The sequence below is a fragment of the Maribellus mangrovi genome (genome assembly GCF_037646455.1).
Taxonomy (GTDB): domain Bacteria; phylum Bacteroidota; class Bacteroidia; order Bacteroidales; family Prolixibacteraceae; genus Draconibacterium; species Draconibacterium mangrovi_A.
This window is the reverse complement of sequence record NZ_JBBIXN010000003.1, coordinates 258,579-277,080: the sequence shown is the minus strand read 5'-3', so window position 1 is coordinate 277,080 and position 18,502 is coordinate 258,579. Positions and strand designations below refer to the sequence as shown.

At 42.5% G+C, this 18,502-nt stretch carries 16 protein-coding genes; 7 read left to right on the top strand and 9 right to left on the bottom strand.

Annotated elements, in window-relative coordinates; all coding sequences use genetic code 11:
- Positions 1-2 precede the first annotated feature (2 nt).
- From WFY05_RS14085 to WFY05_RS14055, 7 genes are all read right to left on the bottom strand, one after another.
- On the bottom strand, positions 3-500 hold the full coding sequence (locus WFY05_RS14085) for a DUF3341 domain-containing protein (protein WP_340113533.1): 498 nt from the start codon (positions 498-500) through the stop codon (positions 3-5).
- Positions 493-1,875: an NrfD/PsrC family molybdoenzyme membrane anchor subunit gene (nrfD, locus tag WFY05_RS14080; protein ID WP_340113532.1), complete on the bottom strand. Its 1,383-nt coding sequence runs from the start codon at positions 1,873-1,875 to the stop codon at positions 493-495. Before nrfD ends, WFY05_RS14085 begins: the two co-directional genes overlap by 8 nt.
- Before the next feature lie 6 nt (positions 1,876-1,881).
- Positions 1,882-4,824: a TAT-variant-translocated molybdopterin oxidoreductase gene (locus WFY05_RS14075; RefSeq protein ID WP_340113531.1), complete on the bottom strand. Its 2,943-nt coding sequence runs from the start codon at positions 4,822-4,824 to the stop codon at positions 1,882-1,884.
- A 44-nt stretch (positions 4,825-4,868) separates the two neighbouring features.
- Positions 4,869-6,014 carry a cytochrome c3 family protein gene (locus tag WFY05_RS14070; protein ID WP_340113530.1) on the bottom strand — a complete coding sequence of 382 codons (1,146 nt, stop codon included), beginning with the start codon at positions 6,012-6,014 and terminating at the stop codon, positions 4,869-4,871.
- A 198-nt stretch (positions 6,015-6,212) separates the two neighbouring features.
- Complete coding sequence (locus tag WFY05_RS14065; protein ID WP_340113529.1) at positions 6,213-7,337, bottom strand: AI-2E family transporter; 1,125 nt, start codon at positions 7,335-7,337, stop codon at positions 6,213-6,215.
- An 82-nt stretch (positions 7,338-7,419) separates the two neighbouring features.
- Complete coding sequence (locus WFY05_RS14060) at positions 7,420-8,343, bottom strand: methyltransferase domain-containing protein (protein ID WP_340113528.1); 924 nt, start codon at positions 8,341-8,343, stop codon at positions 7,420-7,422.
- A gap of 37 nt (positions 8,344-8,380) precedes the next feature.
- Positions 8,381-9,742 carry an oligosaccharide flippase family protein gene (locus tag WFY05_RS14055; RefSeq protein WP_340113527.1) on the bottom strand — a complete coding sequence of 454 codons (1,362 nt, stop codon included), beginning with the start codon at positions 9,740-9,742 and terminating at the stop codon, positions 8,381-8,383.
- A gap of 10 nt (positions 9,743-9,752) precedes the next feature.
- On the opposite strand from WFY05_RS14055, the gene WFY05_RS14050 reads away from it, so the two are divergent.
- The 6 genes from WFY05_RS14050 to lon all read left to right on the top strand — a co-directional run bounded on the left by WFY05_RS14050 (position 9,753) and on the right by lon (position 16,923).
- The gene (locus tag WFY05_RS14050) at positions 9,753-10,457 is read left to right on the top strand and encodes a DNA alkylation repair protein (protein ID WP_340113526.1); all 705 of its coding nucleotides are present in this window, start codon (positions 9,753-9,755) and stop codon (positions 10,455-10,457) included.
- A 123-nt stretch (positions 10,458-10,580) separates the two neighbouring features.
- Entirely contained in the window at positions 10,581-11,351 is a 771-nt protein-coding gene (locus WFY05_RS14045) for a Bax inhibitor-1/YccA family protein (RefSeq protein WP_340113525.1), read from the top strand.
- A gap of 111 nt (positions 11,352-11,462) precedes the next feature.
- Positions 11,463-12,626, top strand: coding sequence for a GNAT family N-acetyltransferase (locus tag WFY05_RS14040; protein ID WP_340113524.1), 1,164 nt, complete (start codon positions 11,463-11,465; stop codon positions 12,624-12,626).
- A 40-nt stretch (positions 12,627-12,666) separates the two neighbouring features.
- Positions 12,667-13,833 (top strand): GNAT family N-acetyltransferase, encoded by a 1,167-nt coding sequence (locus tag WFY05_RS14035; RefSeq protein ID WP_340113523.1) that lies wholly within the window; start codon positions 12,667-12,669, stop codon positions 13,831-13,833.
- Between the two features lie 158 nt (positions 13,834-13,991).
- Entirely contained in the window at positions 13,992-14,255 is a 264-nt protein-coding gene (locus WFY05_RS14030; protein ID WP_340113522.1) for a type B 50S ribosomal protein L31, read from the top strand.
- A 211-nt stretch (positions 14,256-14,466) separates the two neighbouring features.
- On the top strand, positions 14,467-16,923 hold the full coding sequence (lon, locus tag WFY05_RS14025; RefSeq protein WP_340113521.1) for an endopeptidase La: 2,457 nt from the start codon (positions 14,467-14,469) through the stop codon (positions 16,921-16,923).
- 75 nt (positions 16,924-16,998) lie between these two features.
- Here the strand turns inward: lon and WFY05_RS14020 are convergent, their stop codons facing one another.
- Positions 16,999-17,304, bottom strand: a complete 306-nt coding sequence (locus WFY05_RS14020) for an iron-sulfur cluster assembly protein (protein ID WP_340113520.1) — start codon at positions 17,302-17,304, stop codon at positions 16,999-17,001.
- A 12-nt stretch (positions 17,305-17,316) separates the two neighbouring features.
- Positions 17,317-17,739 carry a SufE family protein gene (locus WFY05_RS14015; protein WP_340113519.1) on the bottom strand — a complete coding sequence of 141 codons (423 nt, stop codon included), beginning with the start codon at positions 17,737-17,739 and terminating at the stop codon, positions 17,317-17,319.
- A 160-nt stretch (positions 17,740-17,899) separates the two neighbouring features.
- On the opposite strand from WFY05_RS14015, the gene rbr reads away from it, so the two are divergent.
- Positions 17,900-18,475 carry a rubrerythrin gene (gene rbr / locus WFY05_RS14010; RefSeq protein WP_340113518.1) on the top strand — a complete coding sequence of 192 codons (576 nt, stop codon included), beginning with the start codon at positions 17,900-17,902 and terminating at the stop codon, positions 18,473-18,475.
- Positions 18,476-18,502 lie beyond the last annotated feature (27 nt).

Genomic DNA, 18,502 nt, shown 5'->3' with positions numbered 1-18,502 from the left:
TTTTATTCAATTTCACCATGTTCTTTTATAATGGCTTGAATGTCTTTTTCGCTGCCGCCCAGGCTTTCTTTGCTGATAACCATAACAAACTTATCGTCGGTAGCTCGTTCGTGAAAGATCTTGGCTTTCTTCCCCGGGAATACTTTAGCTCGTGCCGAAAAGGTAAACAATGTTAAAAGCGTTATGGCTAAAATGGTAGCCACAATGGTCACCACTATAAACGACGGGAAAGCATTAAACGGTTTTCCTCCGTAACGTAAAGGCCAGTCGATAACCGCGGCATACGTTAAAAAGCTAAGAATACCAATTGCCGCAAACAATCCATAAAAGAATGCAGCGTGCGTAATGCGTGTTTTCTTACCCATCCCTTCCAAAATTTCATGAACCGGATAAGGCGTGTACACTTCCAGCGGAAGAATTCCTTTGGCTTTTATCTTTTCAAAAGCATCAACCAGCGTTGCCTCATCGTTAAATACTCCAAGGATATATTTCTTATTCATGGCTAGTAGCTTTTAATTGTCCGTTATTGGGCTTATCAAATTTGGCCACACTTTTCAATTCCGAAATCGCTATCATCGGGATGAAGCGGAAGAACAACAATACTCCGGCAAGGAACATGCCGAGTGTACCAACAAAGAAACCAACCTCAACCCAGGTAGGCGAATAATTGGCCCAGTTGGCGGGTAGAAAATCGCGGCTGGTTGAGGTTACTACAATATTGTAACGCTCGAACCACATACCAATGTTAATGATAATTGAAATCACAAAAACCATCCACATTTTACGGCGAACAGCTTTAAACCAGAACAGCTGCGGAACCAGTGCATTCGAAATAAACATCGCCCACCACTCGAAAGCATAATCGCCAAAAATCCTGTTGTGGAAGAACATGTACATTTCGTAGTCGGAACCGGAATACCAGGCCATAAAAATTTCGGTAGTATATGCGGTTCCCATGATCAGCGAAATAAAAATAAGAATACGACAAATGGCATCCACATGAGAATCCGTCACAAAATCATTCATTTTATACATTCCCCGCATGATCATTACCAGTGTAAGTACCATAGCGAATCCAGAGAAGATTGCACCAATTACAAAGTAAGGCGGGAATATGGTGGTGTGCCACCCGGGAACTACAGAAACAGCAAAGTCGGTAGCAACAATCGAGTGCACCGAAACTACCAGAACAGCAGCAATTCCTCCGAGCACAAAACTCAGTCCTTCAAAACGTAACCATTCCTTGCTTGAACCAGTCCAGCCAAAGGAAAAGAAACCGTAAACAGCTCTTTTAATTTTCGATTTGGCAGTATCGCGGATCGTGGCAAAATCGGGAACCATTCCAAAATACCAGAAACTGGCAGAAATAAGCAGGTAAGCCGAAATGGCCACAAAGTCCCAGAACAGTGGAGAATTAAAGTTCACCCATAACGGACCGCGGGTATTCGGGTAAGGAAAAATAAAGAAAAACAACCACGGGCGTCCCATGTGTAAAAGCGGGAATAAACTCGCACAGAATACTGCAACTACGGTCATCGCTTCGGCAGCACGGTTAATCGCAGTTCTCCATTTTTGCCGTAAGATCAGCAGAAAAATGGAGAATGCTGTACCGGCGTGTCCGATTCCGATCCACCAAACAAAGTTGATGATGGCCCAGCCCCAGGCAGAAGAATTGTTCACCCCCCAGGTTCCAATACCGGTAGAAACCGTAATGTATTTGGCGTATAAACCAAATCCAAACATACCGAGACTGACCAGGAAAGCAAAATACCACCAAATGGGTGTTCTATCAATAGGAGCCAGAATCTCGCGCGATATTTGCCCAAACGACTTATCGCCCTGAATCAGCCTCCCCCTTGCCTTTGAATTGTACATAGGTTATTATGCTTTTTTGTTTCTTACTTTAGTTAAATATCCTACCGACGGCAGCGTGTGCAGCTCTTCCAGCAAATGATAGTTCCGCTCGTTCTTGAAATGCTTTGATATCTTGCTGGTCGGATCGTTCAAATCGCCAAACACCAGCGCATTTGCCGGACAAGACTGAACACAAGCCGGTTGAATTTCACCATCTTCCAACATTCTGCCTTCAACTTTAGCTTCCGCTTTTTTCTCCTGGATACGCTGTACACAGAACGAACATTTCTCTACAACCCCGCGAGAACGTACGGTTACATCCGGGTTCAGTACCATTCGTCCCAGATCGCTGTTCGATGCATAATCGAACTCGTCGTTTTTGACGTACTGAAACCAGTTAAACCGACGCACTTTATACGGGCAGTTGTTCACACAATATTTTGTTCCCACACACCGGTTGTAGGCCATTTGGTTGAGGCCTTCGTCGCTGTGCGGTGTAGCTGATACCGGACAAACATTCTCGCACGGAGCATTGTCGCAATGCTGGCACATTACCGGCTGATGAAATACTTTTGGATTTTCAGGTTCATTCGAAAAGTAACGGTCAACACGGATCCAGTGCATGATCCTGCGGTTTCGTACCTGTTCTTTACCGATCACCTGTACATTGTTCTCGGCCTGACAAGAAATAGCACAGTTACCACAACCGATACACGATGAAAGATCGACGGCCATTCCCCAGTGATGTCCTTTAAATTCCTGCTCGGGATAGAGCGAGACTGAATGTTCTTCGTGTTCTTCTTTTAATTCGTTACCCGACGACGGATCGAGTTGCCACTCGCTAAAATTGGTTTCACGCACAATCGGTCGTCCTTCCATGGAATGGTGCGTTTGCGAAAGTGCCAGCTCAAATGTTTTATCAGTGGTTTCTACTTTGGCACCTGAAATCCAGAATTGCTTCGCTCCGTTTTTCACTGGAACATGAGCATACATATTTTTTCCAATGTTGTCACCGACTTTTCCAGCTACTTCACGTCCGTATCCTAAAGCCACCGAAATGGTTCCGGGTGCCTGGCCGGGTTGAACAAACACCGGTAATTCAAGTCCGTTTACGGTGATCACCGATTCGTTCTGCACCCCGTTTTCTTCGGCCCATTTAACAGGAACGGCAGCAAAGTTATCCCAACTGATTTTGGCAACCGGGTCGGGCAATTCCTGTAACCACGGATTATTCCCGGCGCTACCATCTTTTAAAGCCATACTTTGATAAAGTGCCACTTCCCAACCGTCACTTGTCGATTCCGATATCTGAACCGCATTATCCAATCCATTTTCGGTGTATGCGAGTGCTTCTCCTGTTTTTACTTCCGGCTCATAAATTCCTTTCTGCAATACATCGTTCCAGAAAATACGCGGATCGGTATTCATTGCCTGAAGTTGGTACATTTCATCACTCCAGTTCTTCTTCAGATATTCGTAGTAGTTCGGTGCCTCAACACCTGCCCATTTCATAAGCGTTTCCTGTCCCTGACGACTATCGAACAATTTCGAAATGGCGGGCTGGGCCAAACTGTAAATTCCTGATTTTGGCTCGGCATCGTTCCAGGCTTCCAAATAATGAGGCTCGGGACAAACCCAATGACAGGCCGCCGTTGTTTCATCCTTCCGATCGAAAAAAGAAACCGAAAGTTCTGCTTTCTCGATGAGATCTTTTATTTCTTCGCCCTGCGGATGATTATACACCGGATTAGCTCCCCAACACAGCACTCCAGCAACGGTTTTATTTTTTAGTTCAGCTAAAAACTGCTCGAAATCATCATCAACCCCGGCATGTGTATTTAGCGTACTTTCAGTCAGAATTGTATTTCCATAATTACCCAATAGGTTATTGATAGCATTAACCAGAAGCTGCGTATCGGTATCGTTACTTCCAGAAACAACCAACGAACTTCCTTCATTAGCCAAAAGATCTTCAGCCAGATCGGTAACATCAACCGGACTGGCCGGAGCGGCAATCGTCACGAAGCCTTTTGCCTGCTTTAACCGGTAGTAAAGTGCGGTAAGTATTGTTTTTTCTTCGGAAGGTTTTATCGGGAAACGCACATCGGCATTTGATCCGGTAAGTGTCATTCCTGACTCAAACTGATAATGACGATTCATTTCATCGCCTTTGTCCATCAGTTTTCGGCCCGATGAATAAGCCTTGGTATATTCCACCGAAGACAACCATGTTCCCAGGAAATCGGCTCCAAAACTGACGATCACTTTGGCTTTATCGAAACGATAATCGGGAACAAAAGTTTTTCCGAAACTAAGCTCATTGGCTTTCAAAATTCCTGTTGCCGAAACGGCATCGTATTGAAGCCATTCCACATTGGGATAAGCCTGCTGAAATTCGTTAATAACTTTCTTTGTTGAAGGAGAAATAATGGTAGAAGTGAGCAAAACTACCTTTTTATTGTCATCGCGCAACTGAGCGAGTTTTACGGGAATGTAATCATCGAGTTCGGCCCAGGTTGTTTCCTCGCCTCTTTTAAGCGGCGTTTTGAAACGGGCGTCGTCGTACAAATCCAAAACCGAAGCTTGCACCCGCGCCGAAGTTCCCCGTTGTGAAACAGAAGAAAGATCGTTTCCTTCAATTTTAATCGGACGACCATCGCGCACTTTTACAAGAACACTGCAGTATTCATTTCCCTGAAAATAGGAGGATGCATAGTAATTTGCCATTCCCGGGGTTACCTCTTCGGGCTTTACAAGAAAAGGGATGGCTTTGTCAACCGGACGTTTACAACTGGCCACCACGGCGGCTGTGGCTACGCTAAAACCGAATACTTTTAAAAAGTCGCGTCGGGAAGAGCCCGAAGCCTTTTTTGCAACGGCCCTTTTGGCGTCGATTTCCAGTTTTACTTCATTTTGTTTAAACTCAACCGGATTATTTAACTCTTCTAAACTTCTCCAATATTGTGTCATAGTAAGTCTGATTCTTCTTTGAATTCTGAACTTTAAACTCTAAACTAATAGTGGCAACGCATACAATCGTTTGCTCCAATGTCGGCTGCGGTAACGGAATCGATGGCACCCGTTTTCAGGTCTTCATGCATTTTTACAAAATGTTCGTAATAACCATTGTTGCCAAAATCGACCTTGGTATCGCGGTGGCAGTTCACACACCAGCCCATCGAAAGATCGCTGTATTGTTCCATAATATCCATCTCTTCCACCGGCCCATGGCATTGCGCACAATCCAGTTTCCCGGAGCCAACGTGAACCGCATGACTAAAAAATACGTGATCGGGTAAATTGTGAATCCGTGTCCATTCAATCGGGGTACCTTTTTCGTTGGCTTCCACCACTTTGGCAATTTCGAACTTACCGCTATTAGTTCCTTCACGAATAATAATGTGGCAATTCATACACAGATTGGTAGCCGGAATTCCGGCTGATTTTCCCTGCTCAACAGTGGTATGGCAATACATACAATCAATTCCATTCTCGCCCACATGAACTTTATGCGAAAATTTTACGGGTTGATCGGGCGCATAATTTTCCTGACGCCCCAACTTTATGGCGTCGGTAATGATCATTTTCACCTGCCATCCGAAAGCGCCCATAAAAATGATCACCGGCACTATCTTCCATTTTATTTTATGCAAAAAGATAAGTTCTACGAGGGCCCAGGTCAATAAAAGTCCCAGGAACAAAAAGATGATCAGGTTATTATAGGTTGGCTTGGGATCGGCTGTTCCCGTGTGCGCCAAGTTATCGAGGTATACTTTTACTGTTTTCAGGTCTTCTTCGGGAATATCGAAATTCACATGCGAAGCTTCCATTTTCACACCTATCGGGCTCATCACTGCCGCCTGAAAACTTTCAAAATCCTTGTCTGCATATTTTAATGCAATATCCATCGCGGAAGGATTCCAGTTGAGGGTGTCTGTCAGAACAAGATTATGACACGAAACACACGAGGAATAATCGCGCTTAAAAGGCAACAAACCTTTAAAGAAGCGTTCGCCACGTTTTACTTCTTCGTGAGAATGACCATCAGTTACAACAGATTCGGCAAAAAGATTATTGGATAAGATAAAAAATGAAACGAATAGAAAAATGAACAATGGCAAATTCTTAAGTCGCATTTTCCCATAGAAATTTCTTCTCATTTTGTTCAGTTTAGCAATGAAACAAAGGCCACGTTTTTTATGAATTATTATAGTAACAATAGAGATGCCCGAATGTTCCTTATAAAATTAAAAAAAAATGAAAGAATCTGGTAACCTGTCTTTTGCGAAAAATAAAAAGTTCTTTAAGTCTTGTTTTTGGGCGTGGAATATCAGGATTCCAGAGGCCTTCAGAAAGAATCACGGTCCCTCTTTTTCCAGGTTCCGGGTCATCTTTTGAACCAGTTTCATGTTTACAAAAAATTCTTTGGCAATTACCCTTAAAATGGTGTAGACCGGAATGGCCAGAATCATACCTATTATTCCGGCTAAACTACCGGCAGTGAGAATCACCAGGAAGATCTCGAGTGGGTGAGCTTTAACACTACTGGAATAAATAAGCGGCTGGAACAGGACATTATCGGCCACCTGCACCAAGGCAAAAACAAGCGTCATCCATCCAAGCAGGGGTAAGGTAACACTCATGAAATCGGCATTAATGTGTAATGCGGCACCAATCAACAAACCCAGCGAAGCTCCCATCCACGGACCTAGATAAGGGATAACATTGAAAGTACCGCAGAACAACCCAATAACTACTGCATGCTGAAATTCGATCCCGACGATGGTTAATCCAACAGTGTCGAGCAGCATTACCATGAATACCTCGAAAACTAGCCCGATAAAATAACGGCGCAACAAATAAGAAATCGAATCGAGAATGTGCCTTACTTTTTCTTCCAGGGTTGATGGGACCAGCAAAATGATGAATTCGCGAAACATGTTCTGCTCTTTCAAAAAGAAAAAAGTAATGAACGAAACAGAAAAAAAGGCGATCAACAATTCGCCGATCGTTCCGGCCACAACACCAAACCAATTCGATACTTTTGAAAAGTCAATTTGTGCACCAAGTCCTTCCGAAACAATGTCGAAGAAATTCTTGTCAGTCAGGTCGGGAGCATTATTACTAAAAAACTGAATTACATTCAACACAGGCTCCTCAATGGAATCGAGTACCACCGTAAAATCGATTTGCGAAAGCGTTTCAAGTTCATTGATCAGCAGGGGAATCATAAACCGAAAAAATGAAATAAATGTTACCCAAAGCAATACCAGTGTTATGAAGGCGGCCAGACTGACCGGAATTTTAAGCTTTTTATAATGCCATTTGCTCAGCCAGCGTACAATCGGCCTGCCCATAAAAGAAAGCACAACCGAAATAAGAATGTACGCCAGAATGTTGCTGAAGTACCACATCAGAAAAACAATGAACAAAAATCCGATTATGAGCAACACATTGCGTGTCCAGCCTTTGAATTGAATCATAAGTTAAGCCGATTTTAAACAAATATAGCTTTAAATTATTCCAACTCAAAGATGTAATGAAAATGAGTCTAAGAGGTAAAAATTACACCTCGGATTTTTGCCATTTTACCAAAATCCGGATGGGTCTATGGTAAAGCAGATTAAAAACCCTGTCGGTCATTCTCCAGCACCAGAAACTGAAATATTTATACAAAACGTGCATTCGCAGGTGAATTGGTATCTGGTTGGCAAAAGTCAGGTAGTGACATTCAGCCAAATCTTTTCCCTGATACAACGAGGTGAGAATTTTTTCGTCGAAAGAATGAATGTGGGCATGAAGTGGTGTAAGTTTATTGCAGTGCACGCACAAAGAATAGCTAAGCTTTTCCTTGTAAGGTGTTGTAATTATCAGCGCTCCTCTTGGTTTGAGCACACGAATCAGATTCTCCACAAACTTTGTCGGATCCACCACATGTTCAATAATTTCGGAAGCGATAATAACATCAAAGGTATTTTCGTTAAACGGCAAATTAAATACATCGGCCACCACCGCCGAATGATTCCCGAACGGATAACGTTCCAGCGCCCCCGAAGTATTTTCGTGAGAGATGTCCATGGATACCACTTCGTAATTTTTAGGACACATTTCACGCGCCACCCAAGCCCGGCCACATCCTACATCCAACACCCTGCCGGACTTGTGTTTTATTTGGGATAAAATGGTTTGGTGCACTCTTTTATCCAAATGTTCTGTCCCCGCATCACGATCCTTAAAATAATCATTTTCTACGCCATCTTTCTGATAATGATCGACGTAATTAAAAACCGAACCATGCGTCTTATGAAGGTCAGTTTCTACAGATTTTTCGGTGTCAGTTTCCGAAAGGAAAACCGGAACTCCCTTTTTTATGGGGTAGGTTTTCCCGCAACTTTTACATTGTAATTGCTCACCTTCTTTAGCCAGTAACAATGCAGCGCTGCCACAGTTCAGGCAATGCACGATTTCTGAAATCGTCTTATTTTTCATTTCAAAGTCAATCCTTTTTGATCTGGTCGTGCTCATGTCAGTAAACTATAATAAATGCCAGCAAAGTAAGTAACGAATAGATTCCCCAAAGTGGTATTGGAATGTACTCGCGTGGTGCAATGTTCAGCACCATTTTGTTATAAATAACCCAAATAATCTTCTGTACGCCAAACGCTATTACGGTTGCAATTGCTACACCTTCAATTCCCCAGTAACGAATAAAAAGTACGCTCAGAACAATATTTACCAGCAGTTCAGCTAAGGACGCGTACATAACCACTTTTGTTTTCTTGAGTCCGATTAGCAAAGTATGCGGGAACACCAACCGGCTGATTATCAACAACAAATAAATATTAAAAATAATCGCACTGTCGGCAAAATCGGGATTGAACACCCGCGGATAAAGCCATTGGCTAAACACAATAAAAACAATGGTTATCGGGAAAAGGAAGTGTGCAAGTCGTTTCGTTTTATCGCGTAAGATTTTTAGCGATTCTTTAATTTTTTCTATTGATGAAAATTCTGGGATCAATGCTGTACTCATCGCATTGGCCATTAAAACAACCAGGGGAAACTCCTTGGCCCCGTAGCGAAAAACAGCAAAAGTGGCGGTATCGTATTTATTCAGAACCAGGAATCCATCCACGTATTGTGCCGATGCCCCCATCAAACTGCTTACCACAAGTGGTGTCGCCAAACTAATGTGTTCTTTTAAAAATGCAAAGGAAAGTGAAAAACGAGCATATTTTTTTAACAAGGTCAAAAGCCAGATGTAACGAATGGCTGAAATTACAACCAGACCCATTATACTGTATCGCATGCCCCAGCCCAAAAATGCAGGACCGGCAACAATTACAAACTGAACGGCAAAAGTGATTATCCCGTACCCGATGATCCATGTTACTTTGTTCTTCAGGAGGTAAACATACTCCACCAAAAATGCCGGGCTGCTCACCAAAATATAAAGCAACAAAAGCGAGAAATAAGGCAAATCGGAATACAGTAAATGAAAGGCAGCCAACACAAGCACAACTCCAACACTTAGTAAACTAATCAATACAAAAACGTTGAAGAACTCGGGCGATTTTTCATTTTTGTTCTCAAAGGATTTATTGTTGCGAAATAAGGGTAAAAACGATTGAATAATCCCGTTAATCCAAAACGAACAGGCCAATGCGGCAACAAATAAAAAATACTCGTAATTACCGATGGCTTCAGTACCAACAGTGGTTTTTGTGAACACAATACTGATAAGCAGCAGTGTACCAAACCTCAGCAATTGAAAAAACTGAAGGCCTGAAATATTGGTTATGTTTATTTTTGAAAGCAATTTACTGTTACGGCTTGCACAAAAATAAACTTTTAGTGGTATAAATGCATTTATTTTAATTTTGCACAAACATTTGCAAATGGATTTTATTCTCGACAATAACGAAACGGAGCAACAATACCAGGCTTTACTGAAAGCCATTAAACTGCGAAAAAGCGGCGAGGTGGCCGACAGCATGAACCAAAAAGGATTTAACTACAAACTCAACTGGGGAGTGTCGATCCTCGATTTACGGGAGCTGGCCAAACAATACGAAGCCAATCATTTGCTGGCCCTGAAGCTTTGGAACAAACAGTGGCGCGAAACCATGATACTGGCCACTTTACTCGATAATCCGGATGAAGTAAGCGAAGAGCAAATGGATTTCTGGACAAAGTCGTTCGAGAACATGGAAATTGCTGAACAGGCTTCCAGCAACTTGTGGGTAAAAAGTAAATTTGCCTTTGTAAAAGCTCTGGAATGGTGTCGGGGCAAAAAACACATTGTCCATTTTACGGGCATTCATTTGCTGGGGCGACTGGCCATCACCGATAAAAATGCTATCAACGAAATGTTTGAGCCCTTTTTCGAAGAGTTGCCAACACTGGCAAAAGATGAAAAACTTTTCACACCGCTCTACCGCACTTTAATTGCGCTCGGAACCCGATCGAAACAGCTGAACGAGCAATGTTGCGAACTGGCCAAAACTTTTCAGCTCAGTGATTCTGAAAATTCGGTTCAACTCGGAGAACAACTTTACGATGAACTGACAAGCGATTATGTTCGGGAAACACTGGAGGATTGATCCCGTTAAACATTTTTAACTGAAAAGCTGTCAGAAAAAACTTTCATGGCAGGGAAATTGTTTATGGTCTCATTCGGTTTTCGTTTAAAACGAACTTGAAATTTGAAACTAAAATATTGAATTATGAATATCACAAAATCTTCAAATCCGGTTTTTAAGGAGCGTGTATTTTCAAAAGATTATACCACTTCTTCGGATGTAATGACGGTAAACGGCACCATGAACAAAACAGCATTAATGTTGCTGCTTGTGGTTGCCGGTGCTGTATTTACCTGGAACAAATTTTTCGAAGCAGCTGCCAGCAATCCTGAAACAGCCGTTTCAGTTGTGGCCCCGTGGCTGCTTATTGGCGGAATCGGCGGTTTCATCACGGTACTGGTAACGGTTTTCCGACCAAAAAGCTCAGGTATTTCGGCTCCGATTTATGCCGTTTTCGAAGGCTTGTTGCTTGGTGGAATATCTGCCATTCTTGAGACGCAAACCGAACAACCAATCGTATTAAGGGCCGTGTTGCTGACTTTTGCAGTTTTTGCTGCCATGCTTTTTCTTTATCGATCCGGAATAATAAAAGTTACCAAAAAATTTATGATGGGTGTTTTTGCGGCTACCGCAGGAATTGCCTTGGTTTACCTGGTAAGTTTTATCGGTGGATTTTTCGGAATGAATACATCGTTCTTATACGGTAGTGGAAATTTTAGCATTGGTTTCAGCCTGGTAGTTGTAGCCATTGCCGCACTAAACCTCGTGCTCGACTTTTCATTTATCGAAAGGGCTTCAGATGCCGGTGCACCAAAATACATGGAGTGGTACGGTGCTTTCGGATTGATGGTAACACTGATCTGGTTGTACCTCGAAATTCTGCGTTTACTGGCTAAAATTGCCAGTCGCGATTAAGGATTAAACCATATTATCGAAAGAACGATTCATTTCGTAAGTAGTGAATCCTTTTTTATTTCCTCACAGAAAATATTATTTTCGGTTAAAGAAATCAATTAACGTTTATCAATGGAAGTAATCGAGGTTACCAACCATGATCTGGTAAATGCATTTCACTGGGTTCCTGAAATCATTTACAATAACGATCCCAACTATATTCCCTCTCTGAAAAAGATGGTTGAAAACACCTTCGATCCGACAAAAAACGCACGGTTCAAAACCGGCGACGCCATTCGGTGGGTACTAAAATCAGAGGGAAATTACGTCGGCAGGATTGCTGCCTTTTACGATGAAAACTATGCTTCGGGCTACGATCAGCCCACCGGGTGTTGTGGTTATTTCGAATGCATCAACAAGCAGGAAGCCGCCAATATTTTATTCGATACGGCTAAAAACTGGCTTCAACAAAATGGTATGGAAGCCATGGACGGCCCGGTTAATTTCGACGAGAACTTCTTTTTCTGGGGATTGCTGACCGAAGGTTTTCAGCCCCAGAGTTTTGGTATGCAATACAACCCGGCATACTACTTCAAATTGTTCGAAAACTATGGGTTCTGTACCTATTACGAACAGTACAGTTACTCGCTGGATATTACCAACCCCGACCTGCCTGAACGCTTCTGGAAAATAGCCGATTGGGTGGCTAAAAAACCGGGCTATTCGTTTGAAAATTTCACCTTTAAGGATCAGAAAAAATACATCAACGATTTTATCGAAATCCACAAAAAAGCCTGGGGTGGCCATGGAAACTATAAACCGATTAAATACAACGTTATAAGAGATACATTGAATAACGCCAAAATAATTATCGACGAAGAGTTCATTTGGTATGTTTACCACAACGGCAAACCCATCGCCTTTTTTATGCAGATTCTCGATCTGAACCAGATCCTTCAGAAAATTAAAAGCGGCGATCTCTCGTTTTGGAACATCATTAAACTGTTGTATTACAAGCAACGGAAAGTGATTACACGTTGCCGGGTTATCGTATTGGGCGTTGTTCCCGGCTATCAGGGAAAAGGAATTGAATCCGGCATTTTTCATCATCTAAAAAAGGTTATGCTGAGAAGGCCATGGTACAACGACATGGAAATGAGCTGGGTTGGCGACTTCAATCCCAAAATGAATGCGATGTTTAAATCTTTTGGAGCTCAAAAGAAACTTACTCACCGCACCATGCGCTACTTATTCGATCGTAAAAAAGAATTCAAAAAAGCACCGATAATTCATTAATTAGTGGTTCATTTGCTAACTACAGTAATTGGAAACAGCTATGCAGTTAATTGAGGTTAAGGACAAACGTTCTGTTAAACTTTTTCACCGGGTTCCGCACCTGATCTACAAGAACGACAAAAATTGGGCGGCTCCTTTGCAAGGTATGGTTGAAGGCATTTTCGATCCGAAGAAAAATAAAACCTATAAAAACGGCAAAGCCATTCGCTGGGTATTACTCGGTGAAAATGGTGACTTGCTGGGAAGAATTGCAGCCTTTATCAATTTCAACCTGGCCAACACCTACGAGCAACCAACCGGCGGCTGTGGTTTTTTCGAATGCATCGATAACCAGGATGCCGCAAATATGCTTTTTGATGCAGCTGCGGAATGGAACAAACAAAACGACATGGAAGCCATGGACGGTCCTATCAATTTTGGCGAGAATTACGTCAACTGGGGTCTGCTGGTAAAAGGCTTCATGCCACAAGGTTACGGCATGCCTTACAATCCGGAATATTACGAAAAACTATTCCGCAATTATGGCTTCGAAGTTTATTTTGAGCAATATTCTTATCACCTCGATTATACCAAACCTTTTCCGGAACGTTTCTGGAAAATTGCCGGGTGGGTGGCCCAAAAGCCGCAGTACCGGTACGAGCATTTCGATTATAACCAAACCGACCGATTTGTAAAAGACTTTTGTGCGGTTTACGATGCAGCCTGGTCTTTTCACGAGCATTATAAACCACTCGACCCGGACGATATTTACGACTTTATAAGTAAATCGAAAGCGATCCTTGATCCCAAAATGATCTGGTTCGCGTACCACGAAGATCGCCCAATCGCCTTGTTTGTTATGGTTCCCGACATCAACCAGATCCTTATAAAACTGAACGGGAAGCTAAACCTATTGGGAATTCTAAAATTCCTCTACTACAAAAAAACAAAGGTGATCGACCGCACCCGGATCCTGATTATGGGCATCGACCCGAAATACCAGCGTTCGGGGATCGAGTCGGGAATCTTCTGGCAACAGGAACAGATTATGAAACAGAAATCGCACCGCCATTATAAAGAACTGGAGTTTTCGTGGGCCGGCGATTTTAATCCCAAAGTTATTGCCATTTACGAAGCAACAGGCGCCAAACGGGCAAAAACGCATTACACCATGCGCTACATGTTCGACCGAAGCAAAAAAGTAAAAAAAGCACCTGTTATCGAATAGCAATAACAAGTTCTGTTTGAAGGGAATAAATGATGTATTGATTTTTTGGATTATTGCAAACTATATTTATCTTTGCAGCCCGAAATTAGTAAAAGTAGTAACTAAAGAATGGATTGTAACGTAAAGGAATGCAACCATTCACTTAAAGAATATAAAACATGAAAAAAGACATTCATCCTAAGGAATACAGATTGGTGGCTTTCAGAGATATGTCGAACGGACATACTTTTATCACCCGCTCAACTGTTGACACAAAAGAAACTGAAGAGATTGATGGTGTTGAATATCCGTTGTACAAACTGGAAATTTCAAACACTTCTCACCCGTTTTATACCGGTAAAACAAAACTGGTTGACAGCGCAGGACGTGTTGACAAGTTTATGAACCGTTACGGGAAACACATGCAAAACAGGAAAAAGTAATTTTCCTTAACGATATTATTTGAGAAGCATCCGCCGATTGGCGGGTGCTTTTTTTTTGCCTCAAACATGCAATTCTGTCGCGGTTTTGTGATATTCAGTAAATTTACAGCCAATATCTTTCATCGTAATGAAGTGGCACGGCTATTGCAATCTAGCCAAGCTGTATAAAAGGACGCGCTGTTGCGACAAACTGTCATTATATAATTGAAAAATGGGGAAATTAAAAAAGCATACAACCTTACAGGGAATTTTGGGATCAGGAATTGTGGATGACGAATCTGAATTCATACCCATTATTGCCGATGGAGACGACAACGAATTAAAAAATACCGACATACCTGACTTACTCCCGATATTACCATTACGGAACACTGTATTGTTCCCGGGAGTTGTTTTGCCTATCACCGTAGGCAGAGAACGTTCGCTGAAACTGATCCGCGATGTTCACCGCGGAGCCAAATTACTCGGTACCATCGCTCAGAAAGACCATACCGTTGATCGCCCTGAAAAAGAAGACCTGTACTATGTTGGAACGGTTGCCGAGATCCTGAAAGTGCTGGAAATGCCCGATGGATCGACATCTGTAATTATCCAGGGAAAAAGACGCTACCAGATCAGCGAATTTGTCAGTGAAGATCCCTATTTGAAGGCCAAGGTTGAACCGTTGACCGATGTTACCACAGAAAACGATAACGAGTTTAATGCCATTGTAGGATCACTAAAGGACCTTTCGATCAAAATCGCACAATTTTCATCGAACGTGCCGCCAGAAGCCACTTTTGCAGTAAAAAACATTGAGAATTCCACTTTCCTGATAAACTTTATTTGTTCAAACACCGACCTGAAAGTAGAAGACAAGCAAATGCTGCTCGAAACCGCAAACATCAAAGACAGGGGCGTTCAAGCCATTAGTTTTTTGGTGAAGGAAGTTCAGATGCTGGAACTTAAGCACGACATTCAGAAAAAGGTGAAAACAGGCATCGATCGCCAACAACGCGAGTTCATGCTAAACCAGCAAATGAAAACCATCCAGGATGAACTGGGTGGAAATCCAACCGAACAAGAAATTAATGTCCTTAAAGAAAAGGCAAAAGAGAAAAAGTGGAGCAAAGAGGTTGGTAAATTCTTCGAAAAAGAAGTCGAAAAACTGGGTCGTTTGAATCCGGCAGCCGGCGAATATTCAGTTCAGTTCACTTACTGCCAGACTCTACTCGAATTGCCCTGGAATGAATATACCGAAGATAATTTCGACCTGAAACATGCTAACCAAGTTCTGGATGAAGATCATTACGGACTCGAAAAAGTAAAGGAAAGAATCCTGGAACATCTGGCTGTTTTGAAATTGAAAGACGATATGAAATCGCCAATCCTTTGTTTATACGGTCCTCCGGGAGTTGGTAAAACTTCGCTCGGAAAATCAGTGGCACGGGCACTGGGTAGAAAATATGCTCGAATGAGCCTTGGCGGCCTCCACGATGAATCGGAAATTCGCGGACACCGCAAAACCTACATCGGTGCCATGCCGGGACGAATCATTCAAAACATTAAAAAAGCAAAATCATCGAATCCTGTTTTTATCCTCGATGAGATCGATAAGGTATCAAAACATTTCCACGGTGATCCGGCTTCAGCATTGCTTGAAGTGCTCGATCCGGAACAAAACGGTGAATTCCACGACAATTATGTGGAACAGGATTTCGACCTCTCGAAAGTGATGTTTATTGCAACAGCCAACTCACTGAGTACGATTGCACCACCACTTCGCGATCGTTTGGAACTGATAGACGTAAGCGGCTACCTGTTGGAAGAAAAAGTAGAAATTGCCAAACGTCACCTGATTCCCAAACAGCTTAAGAATCATGGTTTGAAAAAATCAGATGTGACTTTCCCGAAAGAAGTGATCGAACTGATCATTGACGGATACAGCCGTGAATCAGGAGTGCGCGAGCTCGATAAAAAGATTGCCAAAGTTGTTCGACGGATCGCTAAAAAGATCGCCTTTGAGGAGCCCTACAATAAAAAGCTTACAAAAGCCGATGTTCGCGAATACCTGGGTGTTACCGAATATACCAAAGAGAAATACCAGGGCAACGATTTTGCCGGTGTTGTAACGGGCCTGGCCTGGACTGCAGTTGGAGGCGAAATTCTTTACGTGGAAACCAGTCTCAGCAAAGGAAAAGGTGCCTTAACTTTAACCGGTAACCTTGGCGATGTGATGAAAGAATCGGCCATGCTGGCTCACGAATATTTAAAAGCGCATGCCGAAGAACTGGGAATAAAACCCGAAGTTTTTGGTAACTGGAATGTACACGTGCACGTGCCCGAAGGCGCCATTCCCAAAGATGGTCCATCGGCCGGTGTTACTATGGTAACTTCGCTGGCCTCGGCATTTACACAACGCAAAGGAAAGAAAAACCTGGCCATGACGGGCGAGATCACTCTTCGGGGAAAAGTATTGCCGGTGGGCGGAATTAAAGAAAAAATTCTGGCAGCAAAACGTGCCGGAATTACCGAGATCATTCTTTCGGAACAGAATAAAAAGAACCTGGAAGATATTAAGGAAGCCTACATAAAAGGTTTGAAATTCCACTTTGTAAACACCATTATGGATGTGCTGGATATTGCACTCTTAAAAGCAAAAGTGGATAAGCCGATGAAGATTGAATAGAGAAGACGTATAATCAGATATGTTTGGAAATAAAAATACCCTTAGTGAAGCTTCGCGACCCTAAGGGTATTTCTTTTAAAAGAAGCCTAGTTCAAGACGAGCTTCTTCACTCATCATCGATTTGTCCCACGGCGGCTCGAAGGTCAGTTCAACATTTACCGTCTCAACTCCTTCAACAGCCTGCGCGGCCTGAGTAACATCATCGATCAATACATCAACTACCGGGCATCCCGGAGCAGTAAGTGTCATAATAATATTGGCATTATTGTCTCCGTCAACATCAACATTGTAAATCAGACCCAAATCGTAAATATTCACCGGAATTTCCGGATCGTAAACTTCTTTCAGGTTATTTATAATTAAGTCTATTCGTTTATCCATCTCTTCTCCTCCTTATCCTTCAATTTTGCTATATGCAACAGCATAAAGCCGAATTTGTTTTACCATGGCCAGCAAACCGTTCGAGCGGGTTGGTGATAAATGCTGCTTCAATCCGATATCGTCGATAAAATGCAGATTAGCCTCCAGTAAGTCCTTTGGCGTGCGGCCCGAAACTACTCGCAATAAAAGTGCCACCAGACCTTTCACAATAACGGCATCGCTTTCGCCTCTGAATTCAATCTTTCCGTCTTCCATGCCGGCCACCAACCACACGCGCGACTGGCAACCTTTTATCAGGTTCTGATCGTTTTTATCTTTCTGATCGAGATCCTGCAGATCGTTTCCCAGTTCAATCAGGTAAGAATACTTATCCATCCAGTCTTCAAACATCGAAAACTCCTGTACTATTTCCTCCTGAACTTGTTCAATCGTCATACTTAAATCCATAATATTAAGACGTAAAGGTCGCAATTTTTTATTTTCTGACAAGAACATCACCGGTCTTATTAAGAAAGTTTCAAAATTAATAACAGCAGTCAGCAGGGTGAAGCTATTTAACTAAATTAGCGAACCAAAATCAAAAAAATCTTTAACCATGTCAACCATTCAAGGATCAAAAACCGAACAAAATTTATTAAAAGCATTTGCCGGCGAATCGCAAGCCCGCATGCGCTATGACTATTTTGCCAAGCAAGCTAAAAAAGAAGGACTGGAACAAATTGCAGCTATTTTTACAGAAACTGCAGAAAATGAGTACGAACACGCCAAACGTTTTTTTCGGTTTCTCGAAGGAGGAATGACCGAGATCACCGCTTCGTATCCGGCCGGTAAAGTTGGAACGACCATCGAGAACCTTAAGGCTGCTGCCGACGGCGAAAATGAAGAGTGGACCGAACTTTATCCTGAATTTGCAAAAGTGGCCGAAGAGGAAGGATTCAAGGAGGTTGCCCAAGCTTTTAAACTGATCGCTAAAGTTGAAAAGGAACACGAAGATCGCTACCGCACGTTGTATAGCAACCTGGAAGAAGGCAAGGTTTTTAAACGAGAGGATAAAGTGATCTGGAAATGCCGCAAATGTGGTTTTATCCACGAAGGCCGAGTGGCTCCGAAACAGTGCCCGGCGTGTAAACACGATCAGGATTATTTCGAAATTCAGGCTACAAATTATTAGACAGAAAAAATCCTATAACAGAAACCC

What these genes read in the sequence shown, in the direction of transcription:
- WFY05_RS14030 (WP_340113522.1), top strand. Translation starts at nt 13,992, where the DNA reads ATGAAAAAAGACATTCATCCTAAGGAATACAGATTGGTGGCTTTCAGA.
- WFY05_RS14085 (WP_340113533.1), bottom strand. Translation starts at nt 500, where the DNA reads ATGAATAAGAAATATATCCTTGGAGTATTTAACGATGAGGCAACGCTG.
- WFY05_RS14020 (WP_340113520.1), bottom strand. Translation starts at nt 17,304, where the DNA reads ATGGATAAACGAATAGACTTAATTATAAATAACCTGAAAGAAGTTTAC.
- WFY05_RS14035 (WP_340113523.1), top strand. Translation starts at nt 12,667, where the DNA reads ATGCAGTTAATTGAGGTTAAGGACAAACGTTCTGTTAAACTTTTTCAC.
- WFY05_RS14040 (WP_340113524.1), top strand. Translation starts at nt 11,463, where the DNA reads ATGGAAGTAATCGAGGTTACCAACCATGATCTGGTAAATGCATTTCAC.
- nrfD (WP_340113532.1), bottom strand. Translation starts at nt 1,875, where the DNA reads ATGTACAATTCAAAGGCAAGGGGGAGGCTGATTCAGGGCGATAAGTCG.
- rbr (WP_340113518.1), top strand. Translation starts at nt 17,900, where the DNA reads ATGTCAACCATTCAAGGATCAAAAACCGAACAAAATTTATTAAAAGCA.
- WFY05_RS14060 (WP_340113528.1), bottom strand. Translation starts at nt 8,343, where the DNA reads ATGAAAAATAAGACGATTTCAGAAATCGTGCATTGCCTGAACTGTGGC.
- WFY05_RS14065 (WP_340113529.1), bottom strand. Translation starts at nt 7,337, where the DNA reads ATGATTCAATTCAAAGGCTGGACACGCAATGTGTTGCTCATAATCGGA.
- WFY05_RS14050 (WP_340113526.1), top strand. Translation starts at nt 9,753, where the DNA reads ATGGATTTTATTCTCGACAATAACGAAACGGAGCAACAATACCAGGCT.
- lon (WP_340113521.1), top strand. Translation starts at nt 14,467, where the DNA reads ATGGGGAAATTAAAAAAGCATACAACCTTACAGGGAATTTTGGGATCA.
- WFY05_RS14070 (WP_340113530.1), bottom strand. Translation starts at nt 6,014, where the DNA reads ATGAGAAGAAATTTCTATGGGAAAATGCGACTTAAGAATTTGCCATTG.
- WFY05_RS14045 (WP_340113525.1), top strand. Translation starts at nt 10,581, where the DNA reads ATGAATATCACAAAATCTTCAAATCCGGTTTTTAAGGAGCGTGTATTT.
- WFY05_RS14015 (WP_340113519.1), bottom strand. Translation starts at nt 17,739, where the DNA reads ATGACGATTGAACAAGTTCAGGAGGAAATAGTACAGGAGTTTTCGATG.
- WFY05_RS14075 (WP_340113531.1), bottom strand. Translation starts at nt 4,824, where the DNA reads ATGACACAATATTGGAGAAGTTTAGAAGAGTTAAATAATCCGGTTGAG.